General features: G+C 45.3%; 24 protein-coding genes. 20 read left to right on the top strand and 4 right to left on the bottom strand.

Features of this window, described 5'->3' with window-relative positions; translation table 11 throughout:
- Positions 1 to 27: 27 nt before the first annotated feature.
- The 4 genes from B1L02_RS12040 to ettA all read right to left on the bottom strand — a co-directional run bounded on the left by B1L02_RS12040 (position 28) and on the right by ettA (position 3,340).
- A complete protein-coding gene (locus B1L02_RS12040; protein ID WP_088531205.1) occupies positions 28 to 624 on the bottom strand; it encodes a DUF1190 domain-containing protein in 597 nt (198 codons plus the stop codon).
- A 9-nt stretch (positions 625 to 633) separates the two neighbouring features.
- On the bottom strand, positions 634 to 1,038 hold the full coding sequence (locus B1L02_RS12035) for a DUF350 domain-containing protein (protein WP_088531204.1): 405 nt from the start codon (positions 1,036 to 1,038) through the stop codon (positions 634 to 636).
- Between the two features lie 44 nt (positions 1,039 to 1,082).
- On the bottom strand, positions 1,083 to 1,448 hold the full coding sequence (locus tag B1L02_RS12030) for a PilZ domain-containing protein (protein WP_088531203.1): 366 nt from the start codon (positions 1,446 to 1,448) through the stop codon (positions 1,083 to 1,085).
- A 227-nt stretch (positions 1,449 to 1,675) separates the two neighbouring features.
- Positions 1,676 to 3,340 (bottom strand): energy-dependent translational throttle protein EttA, encoded by a 1,665-nt coding sequence (gene ettA, locus B1L02_RS12025; RefSeq protein ID WP_010378320.1) that lies wholly within the window; start codon positions 3,338 to 3,340, stop codon positions 1,676 to 1,678.
- A 424-nt stretch (positions 3,341 to 3,764) separates the two neighbouring features.
- On the opposite strand from ettA, the gene B1L02_RS12020 reads away from it, so the two are divergent.
- The 20 genes from B1L02_RS12020 to B1L02_RS11925 all read left to right on the top strand — a co-directional run bounded on the left by B1L02_RS12020 (position 3,765) and on the right by B1L02_RS11925 (position 16,329).
- The gene (locus B1L02_RS12020) at positions 3,765 to 4,043 is read left to right on the top strand and encodes a helix-turn-helix domain-containing protein (RefSeq protein ID WP_010378322.1); all 279 of its coding nucleotides are present in this window, start codon (positions 3,765 to 3,767) and stop codon (positions 4,041 to 4,043) included.
- Positions 4,018 to 4,380: a hypothetical protein gene (locus B1L02_RS12015; protein WP_039496108.1), complete on the top strand. Its 363-nt coding sequence runs from the start codon at positions 4,018 to 4,020 to the stop codon at positions 4,378 to 4,380. The genes B1L02_RS12020 and B1L02_RS12015 overlap by 26 nt, the downstream gene beginning before the upstream one ends.
- A gap of 20 nt (positions 4,381 to 4,400) precedes the next feature.
- A complete protein-coding gene (locus B1L02_RS12010; RefSeq protein ID WP_017218911.1) occupies positions 4,401 to 4,820 on the top strand; it encodes a glycoside hydrolase family protein in 420 nt (139 codons plus the stop codon).
- Positions 4,808 to 5,215: a 3TM-type holin gene (locus B1L02_RS12005; protein ID WP_017218912.1), complete on the top strand. Its 408-nt coding sequence runs from the start codon at positions 4,808 to 4,810 to the stop codon at positions 5,213 to 5,215. The genes B1L02_RS12010 and B1L02_RS12005 overlap by 13 nt, the downstream gene beginning before the upstream one ends.
- Entirely contained in the window at positions 5,212 to 5,460 is a 249-nt protein-coding gene (locus B1L02_RS12000) for a hypothetical protein (protein ID WP_010378331.1), read from the top strand. The genes B1L02_RS12005 and B1L02_RS12000 overlap by 4 nt, the downstream gene beginning before the upstream one ends.
- Positions 5,461 to 5,520: 60 nt before the next feature.
- Complete coding sequence (locus tag B1L02_RS11995; protein ID WP_069020304.1) at positions 5,521 to 6,363, top strand: baseplate assembly protein; 843 nt, start codon at positions 5,521 to 5,523, stop codon at positions 6,361 to 6,363.
- Positions 6,364 to 6,371: 8 nt separating this feature from the next.
- Entirely contained in the window at positions 6,372 to 7,268 is an 897-nt protein-coding gene (locus B1L02_RS11990) for a phage tail protein I (protein WP_088531202.1), read from the top strand.
- A gap of 205 nt (positions 7,269 to 7,473) precedes the next feature.
- Positions 7,474 to 8,019, top strand: a complete 546-nt coding sequence (locus B1L02_RS11985) for a phage tail protein (protein ID WP_019647288.1) — start codon at positions 7,474 to 7,476, stop codon at positions 8,017 to 8,019.
- Positions 8,020 to 8,028: 9 nt separating this feature from the next.
- Positions 8,029 to 8,805 (top strand): phage tail protein, encoded by a 777-nt coding sequence (locus tag B1L02_RS11980; protein ID WP_088531201.1) that lies wholly within the window; start codon positions 8,029 to 8,031, stop codon positions 8,803 to 8,805.
- A gap of 10 nt (positions 8,806 to 8,815) precedes the next feature.
- The gene (locus B1L02_RS11975; RefSeq protein ID WP_088531200.1) at positions 8,816 to 9,130 is read left to right on the top strand and encodes a hypothetical protein; all 315 of its coding nucleotides are present in this window, start codon (positions 8,816 to 8,818) and stop codon (positions 9,128 to 9,130) included.
- 126 nt (positions 9,131 to 9,256) lie between these two features.
- Complete coding sequence (locus B1L02_RS11970) at positions 9,257 to 10,027, top strand: hypothetical protein (protein ID WP_088531199.1); 771 nt, start codon at positions 9,257 to 9,259, stop codon at positions 10,025 to 10,027.
- 11 nt (positions 10,028 to 10,038) lie between these two features.
- Positions 10,039 to 10,503 carry a hypothetical protein gene (locus tag B1L02_RS11965; protein WP_088531198.1) on the top strand — a complete coding sequence of 155 codons (465 nt, stop codon included), beginning with the start codon at positions 10,039 to 10,041 and terminating at the stop codon, positions 10,501 to 10,503.
- Between the two features lie 59 nt (positions 10,504 to 10,562).
- Positions 10,563 to 11,519, top strand: a complete 957-nt coding sequence (locus B1L02_RS11960) for a baseplate assembly protein (protein WP_088531197.1) — start codon at positions 10,563 to 10,565, stop codon at positions 11,517 to 11,519.
- On the top strand, positions 11,500 to 12,246 hold the full coding sequence (locus B1L02_RS11955) for a phage tail protein I (protein ID WP_088531196.1): 747 nt from the start codon (positions 11,500 to 11,502) through the stop codon (positions 12,244 to 12,246). The genes B1L02_RS11960 and B1L02_RS11955 overlap by 20 nt, the downstream gene beginning before the upstream one ends.
- 61 nt (positions 12,247 to 12,307) lie before the next feature.
- A complete protein-coding gene (locus B1L02_RS11950) occupies positions 12,308 to 12,844 on the top strand; it encodes a phage tail protein (RefSeq protein WP_045988676.1) in 537 nt (178 codons plus the stop codon).
- Position 12,845: 1 nt separating this feature from the next.
- Positions 12,846 to 13,736 (top strand): hypothetical protein, encoded by an 891-nt coding sequence (locus tag B1L02_RS11945; protein ID WP_088531195.1) that lies wholly within the window; start codon positions 12,846 to 12,848, stop codon positions 13,734 to 13,736.
- 11 nt (positions 13,737 to 13,747) lie between these two features.
- Positions 13,748 to 13,975 carry a hypothetical protein gene (locus B1L02_RS11940; protein WP_088531194.1) on the top strand — a complete coding sequence of 76 codons (228 nt, stop codon included), beginning with the start codon at positions 13,748 to 13,750 and terminating at the stop codon, positions 13,973 to 13,975.
- Between the two features lie 8 nt (positions 13,976 to 13,983).
- Positions 13,984 to 14,826: a baseplate assembly protein gene (locus B1L02_RS11935; RefSeq protein ID WP_088531193.1), complete on the top strand. Its 843-nt coding sequence runs from the start codon at positions 13,984 to 13,986 to the stop codon at positions 14,824 to 14,826.
- Between the two features lies 1 nt (position 14,827).
- Complete coding sequence (locus B1L02_RS11930) at positions 14,828 to 15,754, top strand: phage tail protein (protein ID WP_088531192.1); 927 nt, start codon at positions 14,828 to 14,830, stop codon at positions 15,752 to 15,754.
- 26 nt (positions 15,755 to 15,780) lie between these two features.
- Positions 15,781 to 16,329, top strand: coding sequence for a hypothetical protein (locus tag B1L02_RS11925; protein ID WP_088531191.1), 549 nt, complete (start codon positions 15,781 to 15,783; stop codon positions 16,327 to 16,329).

Raw genomic sequence — 16,329 nt, 5'->3', positions numbered from 1 at the left:
CTTATTTTTTATCAAACTAAGACTGACTTAGCTGCCCCAACTGCCACCACTACTACGAGAAGCGCTGCGACCAAACCCACCACGGCTTCGCGAAACTGAGCTGGCACGCGGCTTGTAATTGATGGTTGAGCTTTTGACCGACGTTGTACCCGACGATTTTGCTGACGCGACAAAACCATTTTGTGCATTTCGATAGCTAAAGAAGTCATCACGAGAGCGATACAACGGTTTTGCGCCTGAATAGTAGGTGCCGCCTAAGTACGCTGCCTTTTTCTTCTTGCGCTTTTTCATCATGTCTAGGCCTTCGTCTACGGCCTCTGCAAGCGCAGCAACCATAAAGCCCGCCATAATTGGACGCCAGATCCCACCACTTGAATGCTCACAACGGTCAAAACCAAAGTCGCTTTCGCATAGCTGTTCAGAGGCATATTTGGGCGCTTCTTGGCGATGGCTATCGAGTGCTTGTTGGTATTGAAACTGGCATGCTTCTTCTTCAATACCGAATGATGTACATTCATCGACGTTTTTAAAAAGTAAGGCTGATTCGTCGCTATCACCACACGCGGTCAGCCCTCCTGTGGCGCCCATTAATAAAGTCAATTTGATTGTTCTACTCCTTTTCATCTTGACTCCTTAATAGGTCATGCAAGCGGCATTCAAAATTCCGGTCGCAAGCGACGCACCACCTAAGAACAAACCTGCACTGACGTGATTATTTTCGATTTTCTCAGATAGCTTTGGCATATACATTCTTACCATGAAGAAGGTAATTAATTGCATTACTCCCGCAATAACACCCCAAACGGCAAAATCAATAAGAGAGACTGCATTGATTGCAGCACTGGCGATAGGCAAGACAAAACCAATTAAGGTACCGCAAAACGCAGTTGCAGCAGCGGGGTTGTTTTCTTTAACTAGCTTCCACTCACAATGGGGAGTAACTTTGGAGTATATAAATAAAAAGGCTAAGGTAAGTAAGTAGGCAAGGCCGAAGTAGGAAATAAAAGGGACAAATCCTTGTAAAGAATCCAAAATCATAGTTTTCTCTTTGTTATAAAATCGAATATGAAATTCGATGGGTATTAATCATCATCGTAGGTGAGCTGCTCCAGCTCGCGATGTAGTATATCATCATCTCCAAGGTTGAGTTCAATAAGGCGCTTTAAATGCGTCACACTATCGAGATCGATTTGACGGCAATGTACGCCCAGGTGACCTTCTTCAACGTGACGAACTTCTACCTCCATCGTAATTTGGATATCACTACCAGGTAGATAAAAGTTTAAACTTGCTGGATCGTTTTTGAGTGGCACATAGCCATCTGGCAGGGTGAGTAACGCGCCATTGAGCGATAAATCCAAGATTTCGCAGCTAAAATCACCGCTTGAGGCCATAAATTGTGCCTCGTTTGAAAAAATAACTCTGGAATAACGTCGACGTTCTTTCATTGCTGATCCTAATAGTCCGTATAGCTAAAGAATAGCTTATATCATTGTGCTCGCTACCAAAAAATGACAATAAATTACACCGCTTGGATGGAATTGCCACTGTAATTTGATTTGCGACTTGCCTCCACAGTGCGACATGAATAAAGTTAAGCAGGTACTAAAAAATAAAAAAGGCCCCTAATGAGGAGCCTCAGATTATCATCGTCGATAGGCTAACGTTTGAGCTTTTAGCCAATCTTCTTATATTTGATACGCTTAGGCTCAGCAGCCTCAGCACCAAAGGTCTTCTTCAGCCACTCTTCGTATTCAGTGTAGTTGCCGTCAAAGAAATTGATTTGACCTTCATCACGGTAATCTAGGATGTGAGTCGCGATACGGTCTAGGAACCAACGATCATGCGAGATACACATAACGCAACCCGGGAATTCCAAAATCGCATTTTCTAGCGCTCGCAACGTTTCAACGTCTAGATCGTTGGTTGGCTCATCCAGCAATAGCACGTTACCGCCCGCTTTTAGTAGTTTTGCTAAGTGCAGACGATTGCGCTCACCACCAGAAAGCTCTTTTACAAATTTTTGCTGGTCATTACCTTTGAAGTTAAAGCGGCCAACATAAGCGCGGCTTGGTACTTCAAAGTTGCCAATTTTAAGAATGTCTTGGCCGTTAGAGATCTCTTGGAATACGGTGTTATTACCGTCCATGTCATCACGGAACTGTTCAACAGTGGCGATTTCAACCGTCTCACCTATGGTGATGTTACCACTATCTGGCTGCTCTTGACCGCTCAACATTCTAAATAGCGTTGATTTACCCGCGCCGTTCGCACCGATGATCCCTACGATTGCACCTTTAGGTACGTTGAAGTTCAAGTCGTCAATCAATAATCTGTCACCGAAGCTTTTACGTAAGTTGCTCACTTCAATCACTTGGTCGCCTAAGCGAGGACCTGGTGGAATGAATAGCTCGTTGGTTTCGTTACGCTTTTGATAGTCGTTTTGCTGAAGCTCGGTAAACTGCGCCATACGTGCTTTAGACTTAGCTTGGCGACCTTTCGGATTTGAGCGCACCCATTCAAGTTCTTTTTCAATCGACTTCTGGCGTGCTTTCTCTGATTTTTCTTCTTGCTTCAAACGTGCATCTTTTTGCTCAAGCCATGAAGAATAGTTACCTTCCCACGGAATACCATGGCCACGGTCAAGCTCTAAAATCCAGCCAGCTACATTATCTAGGAAGTAGCGGTCGTGGGTGATCGCCACCACTGTGCCCTCGTAGTCATGAAGGAAGCGCTCCAGCCACGCAACTGACTCGGCATCTAAGTGGTTAGTTGGTTCGTCAAGAAGCAGCATATCTGGCTTTTCAAGTAACAATCGGCAGATAGCAACACGGCGTCTTTCACCACCTGAGAGGTGCTCAATTTTTGCATCCCATTCTGGTAAACGAAGCGCATCGGCAGCGCGCTCAAGGGCATTATCTAGGTTGTGACCGTCGTGTGCTTGGATGATAGCTTCTAATTCGCCTTGCTCTTTAGCTAGCGCATCAAAGTCAGCGTCTTCCATTGCGTACTCTGCGTACACTTCGTCTAATCGAGTAAGTGCGCGCTTAACTTCGCCAACTGCTTCTTCAATCGTTTCACGAACGGTTTTGCTTTCATCTAGTACAGGTTCCTGCGGTAGGTAACCAATCTTAGTACCAGGTTGCGGACGTGCCTCGCCCTCGAATTCATTATCCACACCCGCCATAATACGAAGTAAGGTCGATTTACCTGCACCATTAAGACCTAAAACACCAATTTTAGCGCCCGGGAAAAAGCATAAAGAAATGTCTTTCAGAATAGTGCGCTTAGGTGGCACAACTTTGCTCACCCGCGACATGGTATAAATATATTGAGCCATTAGTTTCCAATCTCTTTTTTAAGTTAGATGTATTTTAGAGAAAGCCTTCCAGTGCTGCAATGTTGATAGTTCAGAACGAGGAAAAAACAATGCCCAAGCTAAAGTTGGTTAACTATTGTAATTTTTTATTTGCCTTTTAATAAGTTAAATAATTGAACTGTTTATTTATCCAGTTATTAATTGTAAGCATATCATTCATAGGTCATTTTTGACCTGTTTCCAATCCGAGAAATCGCTATTATATCACTACGCTGAAGAAAGTTATCAGATGAACATGTTAACGGGCGTGGTGGGTTTTTACCGGAACTAAAAACTCGATGGCAAGGATGAACGGCTACGTTGTTTTCGCTTTTCAGCGATCCCCATTCAGCTAAGCAGAACAAATTTTCACTAGTCGTGTTTATTTTTTGAGGTAAGGAGAACAATGACACTTATAAACACAACCACATCCAGACTGGTGGGTCAAAGCAAACCAGCTCCAACAGGCGCCGAAATTCTTCGTGTTGCGCGAAAGCTCAGAGGTTACACGCAAGCTGAATCAGCCGCTCATTATGGTATTGAGGAGCGTACGTTAAGACGATGGGAAAATAGGGAATATAGCCCACGCTGGAATGATGTTATTGGCCTAGTTGAAGATGTGTACTTACTCGATATTTTAGAAGTGATAGGAAAAATCCATGACCAACAAGCAAGTGACAATTAAACAGGTACGTACTGCCCTTAAGCGCTGGGGTAAGTTTTGGTGTAGTAAAGAGCTAGGTAAGGGCTTTAGCCGTCAAGCAGCAACTGAAGCTATTGGCAGTTCATCAAGTAAGTATGTGAGTGCAGAGCAGATGCATGTGCCAGATGAAATTGCTCAACTTACCGCATCAATTGAGTTACTTAGGCCAGAATGTAAGCGTGCAATCCGAGCTAAATACATGATGCATAACAAGGTGGTCGATGCAGCAAAAACATTGGGTTTTGACAGCAAGCGTTCAATGGAGTTTTGGTTATTGAAAGCTGAGCAAAGCTTGATGGTTAATATGTCGACACATTAGCAACAATAAAGGGGAATTGTATGTCCGTAATGAATACAGTAGAGCAACTCAAAAAACATGAGGGGTTTCGCCAATTTCCTTACCTTTGTACCGCGGGAAAGCTGACTATTGGTTATGGTCGAAATCTCGATGATAAGGGGATTGATGAAGAAGAAGCAGAATCACTACTTGCGAGCGATGTAGAAAATGCCAAAGCGGCGGTGGCGCGCAGGATTGCAACCCAACACTGCAACGATGCACGGATGGCGGTGCTGGTAAATATGGCATTTAACTTAGGGATCACAGGATTACTTAATTTTAGTCGAATGTTACAAGCGGTCGAAAAAGGTGATTTTGATACCGCCGCGCTAGAAATGTTAGATAGCCGATGGGCAAGACAAGTGCCTAATCGCGCGCAAGAGCTTGCTCAACAGATGATCTCTGGGGAATGGCAATCATGAGTCTATTAGGTAGCCTATTTTCTGCAAAAACAGTGGCTCCGATAGAAGCAATTGGCAATATTCTTGATGAATTGTTTACCAGTGAAGAAGAAGTACTCAAGCAAGAGCATTTAAAGGCGAGACTAATAGCAAAGCATGCATTAGTACAAGCGCAGATCAATCAAGTTCAAGCAGCGCATCGCAGTGTGTTTGTTGCGGGGGCGAGGCCTTTTTTGATGTGGGTGTGTGGTCTAGGCTTTTTGTTTTCGTTCGTGATTAATCCAATTCTACAGTGGTTAATGCCTGAACATGGTACGCCTGAGTTGCCGCTGGATGTGATGTTAGAGCTTACGCTTGCCATGTTAGGGCTTGCAGGGCTTAGAACCGTTGAGAAAGTAAAAGGGGTCAGCAAGTGAATCATCCTGAACAATGGCAAATGAAAAAGGAGTTTAATTTGGCCCACATTCTCACCACCATTGCGCTGTTGGTGTCTGGTGTTATTTACCTTGGCGACTTAGATAAAAGGATCACCACTAACTCCCAAGAGCTTGACCACCTCAAGCAAATTCGCCAAGAAGACCAAAAGCGCATCGAAAAGCGCTTAGATTCTATAGATAAAAAATTAGATACGTTGCTCGGTGCCCGCAGAGTGGGTCCGTAGCGCAGCTATTATCGGCCGTATTGGCTTTCTTTATCCAACCCCATTTAAAAGGAGAGTAGCATGAATAATGCTATTGATTTGACGCGCCTATCTGCACCTGATGTGTTGGAGACAGTCAGCTATGAAGCTATTTATCAGGAATTAGAAGCGCAATTGCAACAGCAGTTTCCAGATTATCCATTTCTTCCCTCAGATCCAGCAATAAAGCTGATGGAGCTTTTTGCCTATCGTGAGGTATTGCTGAGGCAGCGTGTAAATGACGCCGCACAATCTGTGATGGTGGCATATGCCACGGGCAGTGATTTGGATCATTTGGGTGTTTTGTTCGGTGTAGCGCGAGAAGAAGCGGAATCGGATGAACGCTATCGTTTGCGGATCCCACTTTCTCTTGAAAGTCACTCAATGGGAGGCACGTCTGGTGCTTATCAGTACCACGCGTTTACCGCTTCTGCAAAAGTGAAAGACGTATTTGTTGAGTCAACATTACCGGGCATTGTTGAAGTCCATGTGTTACCAGTTGCTGATGTGGTGACTTTGGAAGATAAAGAAGCACTGAGAACAGAGGTGTTACGTTATCTCAACGACGAAGATGTTAGACCGCTTACGGACCTTGTACGCGTGCATTTGGTAGAGCCAACGGCCTACACGATTGAAGCCGATATTTACTTTAATGCAGGTATTAATACGGAGCAGGTTAAAGTGTCCATCCATCGTGCAATTGAAAACTTTATTCAATCACATTACTTGCTCGGGAAAGAAGTACCCAGTTCGGGACTTATTGATGCCTTGCATCAAGGAGGAGTAAGAAAAGTGAAGCTTCGCTCGATGCATGACGACCTCTCACCAAGTGCTAAAAATGCAGCTTACTGTCGCGATGTGCAATTACATTTTCCAACGGAGTAAGGTGAGCTATGACAAGTTATCATAAATTACTGCCACCTGGCACATCAAAGCTGGTTCGCACTATTGCTGAGCAAGCTGAAGACTTACCGAGTAAGCTTGAGGTAACACCAACTATCCCAGAATATGTGGGCAAGCAATGGCACCCAGAGACCTGCCCAGAGGCTTTATTACCTTGGCTTGCATGGTCTTTATCAGTAGATGAGTGGGATGAAAGCTGGCCGGTAGATACTAAACGGGCATTTATCGCCAATTCGGTCAAAGTACATAAGCACAAAGGTACTGTTGGCTCGGTAAAGCGAGCATTGGCAGCGCTAGGGGTAAGTGTTGAGTTTTTTGAATGGTTTCAAGAAATTGATGATATAGCACTGGCGCCTTATCAATCAAAGCAGCCGCATACCTTTATGTTTATCGCGTGGGCGAATGAAATTCCGTATACCAGTGACGCTGTGATCTTAAGCCCAGAGCTTTACCAAGCCGTTAAAGATGTTACTGATAGTACTAAACCAAAACGTGCCCACTTCGATTTTCTAGTTGGTGCCAAAATGAGCCTAACACTGCAAACTGCCTCTATTGCCAGTGGTTTGCAGGTTGCGAGAAAGTCAGCGCAAACTGAGGCCATAAAAGCACCCGCTGCCACCGTATCAGCGGCATTTGCATTGGCAAGCAATAAGCAAATCGCAGCGACAGGCCGGTATATGAAAAGCCAGCATGTGAATGCGTATTTACAGAGCTCTGCGCGAGTAGGGCTTCACTTAAATAATCGCCGTCATGTGGTTAGCCGAATTTATTTAACCAATGAGCAAAGATTGCCTGCCGCCAAGTTTGACTTTACGACGGAACTTGCGAGCACTTTGCACTTTACTAATCGTCGTTTTCAAGTGGCTAGATTCTACTGCCACGTATAACCATCGCAGCAATTTAGCCTACAACCGCTATTGGAATAGCGAATAAACACTTCAATTGATGTCATCAGCGTTTACCCAGCGGTAGTACCTATTGGTATAAAACCCATTGCTGTCATTTCATATCAATGTGCTTCATAAACCAGCTTATCAAACGAGCTGTGTATTGATGCGGGTTGATATCACTCAACAAAAGGAGACAGGTGCTGTGAGCACGATTTTACGGCCGACCATCACCACCGCGGGTTTGGAAGCAGTATTTAACGCCCAAAAAAATGGCTTTCAAGCGAAGATCAGCAAGGTAGGGCTTGGCACTGGCAACTATACGCCAGATCAAGGCCGCCGACAGCTACAACAAGAAGTCCACCGCATTATGGTGGCAAGTGGCGAAGATAAGGGGAATGCCCAAATCCATATGAGTGTGATTGATGATACCGATCACAACTTTTGGGTCAATGAAGTGGGCTTTTATATCGAAAGCGAAGCAAATGGCCAAACACAAGAGGTGCTATTTGCGGTGTATTCTTCACCAGATAGACCCATTGCTTATAAATCGGCGGAAGTCGATTTACTTCTTGCTTTTGATTTGGTGCTAACGGGCGTACCTGCCGACGCCGTTACCATCGTCGATAACGGCGTTAATCTGAATATTCTTATCGCCCCTGAACTTGCCAAGCTAGGCGCTGCGCAAATTAACAATATGACTCGTCATCTTAAACAGAAGTTTGAGTTGATGGACAAAGGAATTTTATAGGAGCAACTCATGGCATTAGAACAAGATATTGCTAATCTCATTCAGTCTACCGATGCCTTAACGGCAGTGGTGGATAACAAAGCGCAGCAGCTCGACAACCAAATGGCTGCCTTTGACACGCGTATTGCAAAAAAAGAGCAAGATGTCGACAAATTTATTCAAGAAGCGATGCCTGAAACACGCTATGTTCAGGATATTTTTATCGGTGGTTCAAAGGATTATTTTTATCCGGTGTGGTGGGTTATGCCCAGTAATGCTGCGGGAGTGAGTAAGTTAACGATTGCTCGCCAGTATTCATGGAATGGTGACACAAAACCCTTAAACACCACAAGCCCTCACCAAGCGGCACTTTTACTTGAGTTGGAAGGAAATGCAACGGCTTGGCACGGTGATTCAAATTTTCTACATGTTAAACGCTTTCATGAGCGTTATAACCCAACCGTAAGCCATGCCAGTTTTGCTATGTACTGCAAACGCGAAAAAGCGGACTCAAGTTTAGATCTATATGGTGGCGGTGAAGAAGGTGCCTTTGGTGCATTCTGTGCTACTCATAGCGGGGTTTACTTAAGAGGTGGCGGTCTTAAATATCGAATTATTAAAAACTGGAAAGGCGACGTATGGTTCCATGACGGTAGCGATCAAGAGAGACGGAATCTATATGCAAGAAGCTGGGATAGTTGGACTGTTCGTTGGTACGCAGAGCCAATTCCATTTGCCGGGCGCTTAGCACCAACACTAAGCTCAATCCCTTACGCACACCATCCATACACACCACCAACAGCTTAAAGGAGTCACAATGGAAATTAAAACCTTAAAAATCGGTGATGATGAACTGATTAATGTGCCGGCAGATGAAAAAACACTGGCAGACTTAGGCGTAGCCAGCGCTGATATTCCGAGTATTCTAGCTGAGGCAAAGCAGGCTCAGCTTGCAGCGCAATGTGTGCACGCTAGAAGTTTTGCTTACCAGTGCGAGTCAGATGGTCTTGCCTTCGATTACTTAGCGGCAATGGCCGAATTTGGTGAAGCGAGTGAAGCAGCACAAGCGGCAAAAACTGCGTGGCTGCAAGCGCGAAGCACCATTAAAAATCGCTACCCAAAACCGCAATAACACCAATCTACAACGACTTTAGGCTATTAAGCCCACCATTCGGTGGGCTTTTTTGTGCCTGATTTACCGCTGAGATAGCACTCAGTATTCCTTTTACAAATTGTATTAACCATATGGAGAAAAAATATGGCATTAGAACAAGATATTGCCAAATTGATTGAGGCGTCAAACGACCTCACCGCAACCGTCGATAATAAAATTCAAGATATTACGGCGACTTTAACTAGCAGCGTTGTTGATGCAAAAAATAAAGTCAACGCGGAGTTAGGCAAAATAGATCAAAGGTTTGACTCTGCCCGCAAAAAGCAGTCGCATTTTCGCGTGACTAGAAACCAAGCATTAATTCCCAATGAGGCAGGGACTTTTCCACACTCTTGGAATGGTGGTTATGTAAAAGAAGCGAGACTTTTAGAAACAGTTACAACCGGAGTCGAAACAGACCAAAGAACGCCGCTTGCAAGAGAGTTTTTACGAGCAATTAATTCTGACACCAAATACTTTGCAGGTAAATTTAATATTTGGGAGCTGGAATATTACCCCAACAAAAGGGGAAGTAATGCCGATCAATATGCATATTTAATGTATCAATACTTTAGAGCACCAACAATGGTCACTGTCGCGGCGATCGTAAAGCATATTCGAGGGACAGTACCAAACAATTGGTGGTGTGAAGGCTTAGAAGCAAATCAAGATGCAAAGCTTTGCGGTAAAACCATCTATTACGGTCGAAATCAATATAGCCATTGTCACCCTTATGTTCATGGTCAAGGGAAGCCAGAAGATGAGACTGGCGTGATTCAAATTGCCCTTCCTGCTGTGGTAACTGGAGATGTTCCGCTAGACGGTTGGGGACAATTCGCCTATTTAGGTGACGCTACACAAAATGCTTACGACTAAGGAGAATAAAAATGGCAAAACTAATAGTAAATAACCAAATTGTTGACAAGTTCTACGACGCCAAAACCCCACATTTTGTAACGCAAGAGTTTGTTGAAGATACATTTGGAGTGGGAACAACCTTCACACTAGAGCTTAGTGCAGCTGAGACAGCCCTTCAGAGCAAGCAATCTGCGCGTGAGCAAATTGCTCAACAAGTTGCAGACACAGACACATTGCTCGGTACAACGGCAGACACGGCTCAATTATTGCTGAAAGAGCTGAGCAGTTTGGTTACTTCACTTAGTACCGCGCAATCACTGGATGACGTTAGAGCTTCCGTGAGCGGACTTAAAGATAAAATTGGCCATATCCACGCTGATGTGCAATCGGGAAGCTTAACTTTTCCATACCAAGTGAAAGGTGAAGCTCAGGTGATGCATGAAATCGCTGAGCGTGCAAATGGCGTAAGTCAAGCACTGCAAAGCAACGCTTAAACATACCCACCACAAGCACCCAGTCATTTTTGATTGGGTGCCTTACAACAGGCCCCATTATGTCTTTAACTAACTTCAGTGCGGTCAGTCTTAGTCAATTACCCGCATCCGATTTACTTGAACCCGTTGAATTTAAAACGCTTTATAACGAACTAAAACAAGCCGTAGAACACACCTGCCCAGAACTTTCTGAGCTACTACCTAGCGACCCCATCGTCAAGCTGATGGAAGTCTTTGCTTATCGAGAGCTACTATTACGTCAACAAATTAATGAAGGCGCGCAGCAGGTGTTGCTGGCAAAAGCCACGAGCAGTGAACTCGATTATTTGGGTAATCGTTTTGCGGTGATACGAGAAGCTGGGGAAAGTGATGAGCGCTTTCGAGCGCGTATTCAGTTGGCACTAGAAGGGTTTAGTACGGCAGGGCCTATTGGTGCTTATTGTTTTCACACGCTTAAAGCCTTACCTCAAGTTAAGGATGTTTTTGTTGAGTCTCCCGAGTTTGAGCTGCTTCAGGTCGAGCCGCCATTATCAGACTTAGTACCAGAGCATACGAAATTGCTGCATTGTAGCCATGCCGCTAGGCTTCAAGATGCTGCGCCGGGGGATGTTGCCATAACGGTGCTGACAGATAGAGGCAATGGCATACCAAATCAAGACGAAATCACAGCAATTACAGAGCATTTGTTTCAAGAAGACATTAGGCCTCTGACAGATAGGCCACGAGTACTCTCAGCTGAGGTAAAAGAATTTACCCTCCGCGCCACGCTTTATTTATATCCAGGCCCTGATGAAGAAAACGTGAGATCTACGGTAGAGCAAAGCGTGCAGCAATGGTTGAAAACACATCATAAACTTAATCATGATATTCGGTTGTCTGGGCTTTACAGTGCGCTACACCAAGCAGGTGTGCAACGTGTTGAGCTGCTCTCACCCGCCGCCGACATTATCAATACCCCTTGGCAGGCAGCGTTTTGTACACAAGTGGAGATAAACATTGCAGGAAGAGATATTTAATACGCTATTACCGCACGCAAGCACTAAGCTTGAGCATGCGTTGGCAAAGGCGCTAAGTAAAGTTTCTGCGACTCCTGTTCCACTTGGTAGTCTTTGGGATCCATGGCGATGTCCCGAGCATTTTTTACCTTGGCTTGCGGATGCACTCAGCGTGGACTTTTGGGATAGCGCTTGGCCAGTTGAAGTGAAGCGCAAGATTATAGCGAATAGCGTGCCCGATCATCGAATAAAAGGCACGGTTACTGCAATAAAAAGCGCGCTCTCCACTCTAGCTGCAAAAGTTGAGCTTAAAGAGTGGTGGCAACAAGAAAATCCTCACGCGTTTACGCCGCATTCTGCACAGATCATTGCGTTGGCCGCTCAGAACCTAGATCCAGCTGGTAGCACGCTACTGACTCCTAAGTTGCAGGCACAACTTTGGCAAGCTGTGGTGATGACAAAACCATGTCGCAGCCAAATTAGTTTGCATGTAGGCGTACAACAAAGTGCAAGCTTATCGCTCAATACCGTCAGTCAGTCTGCGAGTCTCCAGCGAACGTGGATGCCTCAACACACAGATAATGTTGCAAATGTAAGCCAGTCGTATCTTGCTGGTACTTCTGTTTTGCAAGGGGTGGGCAAAATATCTGGTGAAGTGCGCTCTGATCTCAAAAGTGCTTCTAGCCTTTATGTTCACGCAGCGCCCTTTGCTATCCAAATCCAGCGACAGTCGTTTTATTGCTATTAATACCTAAACAAAGCTGCTGCAAAACAAACTTGAAGATTAACAGACTCTAAAGGAATGACTCATGGAACAATTTACGCCGCTTATTACGCAGGCGGGATTAAACGCGGCCGTTAATGCCAAAGCTAATGGTTTTACCATTGATATTAGCGCGATTGCGGTAGGCACTTCTGGCTATACGCCGTCTCGTAGCCAAACCAGGCTGCGAGGCGAAAAAAATCGCGTGGCGATTGCCGGCGGGCAAGTTGTTGGTGACGGACAATTTCATATTACCGGACATTTTATTGACGATGCTGAGTATGCGGTGCGAGAAGTGGGTTTTTATCTTGCCGATGGCACTTTGTTTGCCGTTTGGTCTCACCCGCAAAATGTACTTTTTTATCAAACACCCATTGCACAAATCGTACAAGGGTTTGATCTGCTGTTAAGTGCTGCACCCGTAGACGCTATCACGATTAATACCACAGGCGATTTAACGCTTTTCTATGCCGGCGAATTTCTCGACATGCTGGTGGCACAAACCCAACAACTGAGTGCGCAAATTCAAGCGAATCACCGACAAATTCAATTCAACGACAGACTATTACAGCTAGGAGTGTAATATGGCGGATTATCAGCCAATGACATTAGAGCAGCGCATCGCCGCACTGCAAGCCGAGAACGGCAAATTAATCGATTCGAATAATGCCCTAACCCAAACCGTGATCGGCAAAATGGGGGAGATTAATCATGCGCTAAGTGATGCGCAGGCACAAGTAGAATCTAAAAAGCAAGAGCTTGAGCAAAGAGTTAACAGTTATCTTTCGGGCGCGAGAGAGGAGCTAGGGTTTACAGCCCTTAATTATAATCATGACTTTTTAGATACCTATACAACAGCAAATGGTGAAATTGAATTGCCAGTCGGAATTGGAACTCATAGTAATAATCCAATCACTGAGTATTTCGATATAGAAATGATCCCAGTGAGGAGTGGAGATGTTGACGGTCGTTCAGATGTTGCCAAAGAGCTACTTACAGCAATGAATATTGGTGCTAACACATTACATTTTTCCAGCAGTTTTAAGATTCTTCATATCAAGCATAAAGAGAATATGCCAATTCCAAGTAAATGGGTATTTCATATTCCAAATCAGCATATTAAGCATATGCAAGGTGCGTCCTTAATCCTATGGGCTAAAGGTAAAGGCTTTAATTGGGGAATGGATACTAATTTAGAATGGAAACAAGTTCGTAGAGCGTGGAGGCCATCTGCAAACCCTGGCCCGTATGTTCATGTTGATGTTTACATGCATGAAGCTGGTGGTGAACTTTATTTAGCATTACCGAGTATTGTTGCTGGAGTCTGGCCTGAAGACAGAGTGCTCGGCAATCTGTACAACCCAAAAAGTGAGCTTATACGCCGTGGTGCTGCTTGGCATGATGTAACTGCCCATGATGCATGGAGAGATACAAATACGGCAAATGGTGGCGATCCAGCAAGAGATACCGTTTAAGGAGAAATTGAATGTCAGTGAATATAGTAACAAAGTCAGGAATCAAACCGATTGAAGTAGTGATTTGGGAGGATGAAATAAGCTCAGTGAGGCGAATAGAGTTGGATCCTCTCGTTTTAGAGCTACAACGTAAAATTGCTGCGCGTTACACCGCAGAGGAAATCGAAGCCGCTAGGTTAGAAGTTAAAGAAAAGGACACCGAGATTAAATTAAGGTATCCGCGTCCAGATCCAGAATAAGGCACTCTATGGCAAATCAATCAATCGATCTTTCCACTTTGCCAGCGCCAAATATCCTTGAACCACTTGATTTCGAAAGCTTATTCCAAGCACGTAAACAACGCTTTATCGAACTTGCACCTGAATATGCCGACGCGTTAGCGCTCGAAAGCTCGCCGCTTACGATTTGTTTGCAAGTCGAAAGTTATCGCGAGCTGCTATTACGACAGCGCGTCAATGAAGCCGCGGCGGCTAATTTGTTAGCCACCAGCCAAGGCGCTGATCTTGAGCATCTTGGTGCTTTTTATGGGGTGGCTCGGTTGCCCGATGAGCATGACGAAACCTTACGAATGCGTATTCGCAACAGCACCATCGCGTCTAGTACGGCAGGTAGTGCGGCGCATTATCGTCATCAAGCCATTGAAGCGGCACCGGGATTAATCAAGGATGTGTCGGTGCAAAGCCCTGGGGATGGGCTGGTGGTGGTAACGGTACTTGCAAAGTTTGACACTGATGCAGAACAGGTTTTAGCACAAGTGAAAGAGAGGCTATTTGATGGCTCGGTGAAAATGCTAACGGACACGCTAGAGGTCGAGCTTGCACAGCCCATTTGGGTAGATGTTGAAGCTGAGCTTTATCTCAATACTCATGCTTCTGAACTTATTATTAATAAGCTGGAGCAAACGTTGCAAGACAACTGGCTCAAGGTCACGACACTTGGTTGGGACTTAACGCCAAGCTGGCTACATGCGCAATTACATAGTACGGGAATTAAGCATATCGAGCTGCTCGCGCCAACACAGTTAATTGATGTGGCGGCTCATCAGTACGTTATGCCCAAGTCAATCTCGCTGACATTAAAGCGAGGCTAAGATGACGTTATTACCTCCTAATCACACTTTGCTGCAACGGCGATTACAGCAAAGTGTTGCCGTGAGTGACGATACTCATTCGAGTATCTCAAGGTTATCTGGGTTTAAGGCCGAGCCGCATGACAACTTGCTGATGTGGCTCGTTTGGGAGTATGGCTTAGAAGCTATTTTGCCCTACAGCCAAGACCTTCGCGAAACCATCAAGGAAGGTCTGGTTTGGCAGCGACTTCGCGGTACGCCAAAAAGTGTAGACATCGCGCTCAACTGGCTCAATTTTGACGAGGCTGAGCTTGAGGTTGATAAACCCGGACGCCACTTTTATCGCTATCAATTGGCATCTGGCAAAATTCCAGGGAATAAGGCGCTTAAAGATATACACCAGCTGCTTGGACTATCTGCCCCAGTAAGAGCCAAACTTTCACGTATTTATCATGGTTATGATGTGCGTGAACTGAAGTTGTCTCAAAGTGGTTTTGGAGCGCTTCTATCCGATGTTTCTGGCGTGCCATTTCATGATGGCGATAACACGCTGTGCAAAGTCAGCTTTGGCCGCAGCCACCAGCAAGGTGTGAGTCATGATATGGCGAATGCCTCCGTACACCTCAGTAGAACACATAGTCAGCGCAGTCATTACCTCACCACAAAACGCTTGAGTGAATATAAGCTCAGTGACAAAGAGCCTTCACAACTGCCTGTGAGTTCAGCCCGAATTAGGCTGATTTCGCAGCATCGGGTGTGGTCGACAAGAACATGGCTAGGGGAGTGGCAACAGAGCTGGAATAAAGCCGACGCCTTTATCGGTGATCCGCTTCATGCAACGACTGTCCATTGGCAACATCGTCAAATGATGCCGCTCTCAGCTGCGCTCGCCACTACTGGACGGCTTAACGTTCACTGTAGTCGTTTTCAAGTGGTGCTCCCTGAATAATACTCCCCAAATAAATGGAACTCTCAATGCAATCATCACAATTTGCCTCTGTTGTATGGACGACGTCGGGGCTTGCCAAATTGACGCAGGCGCTAGAGCAAGGACAAGCTTTTACGTTGACACATTTGTCCGCAGGAAGCGCAGGTTATATCGCGTCTCACTTGCAAACCCAGTTACGACAAGAGCGCCAAAAGGTCCCGATTTTACAGGCGGAGCAACTCACTGCAACACAAGTGCGTTTTAGCGCAGTGTTTGAAGGGGAAGCCGATTACCCAGTTAAAGAATTAGGAATTTGGTCTGGCAGCACCTTAGTCGCGGTATATAGCGCAGGGGGCGAAGTGCTGAATCATAAAAGCAAAGACGTAGCCTGGTTAGAGGTCATTTCGCTTAACCTCGCAGCGCTGCCTGCACAGCAAGTTAGTTTTGAAACTGGCGTGCTTAACACCAATATTTTTATGGCAAAAGAGCTGGCTACCTCTGTGTATGCACATCTTAGACAAGGTAAAAGTCTGATTCAGCAAGCCAACCAAACCATGCAACTGGCGATGCGCCTGCGCAAAGCAAACATAGGATAA

This window comes from Pseudoalteromonas piscicida, assembly GCF_002208135.1.
GTDB lineage: Bacteria > Pseudomonadota > Gammaproteobacteria > Enterobacterales > Alteromonadaceae > Pseudoalteromonas > Pseudoalteromonas piscicida_A.
Note: the sequence above shows the minus strand (reverse complement) of the source record. Positions and strands in the feature narration are given on the sequence as shown.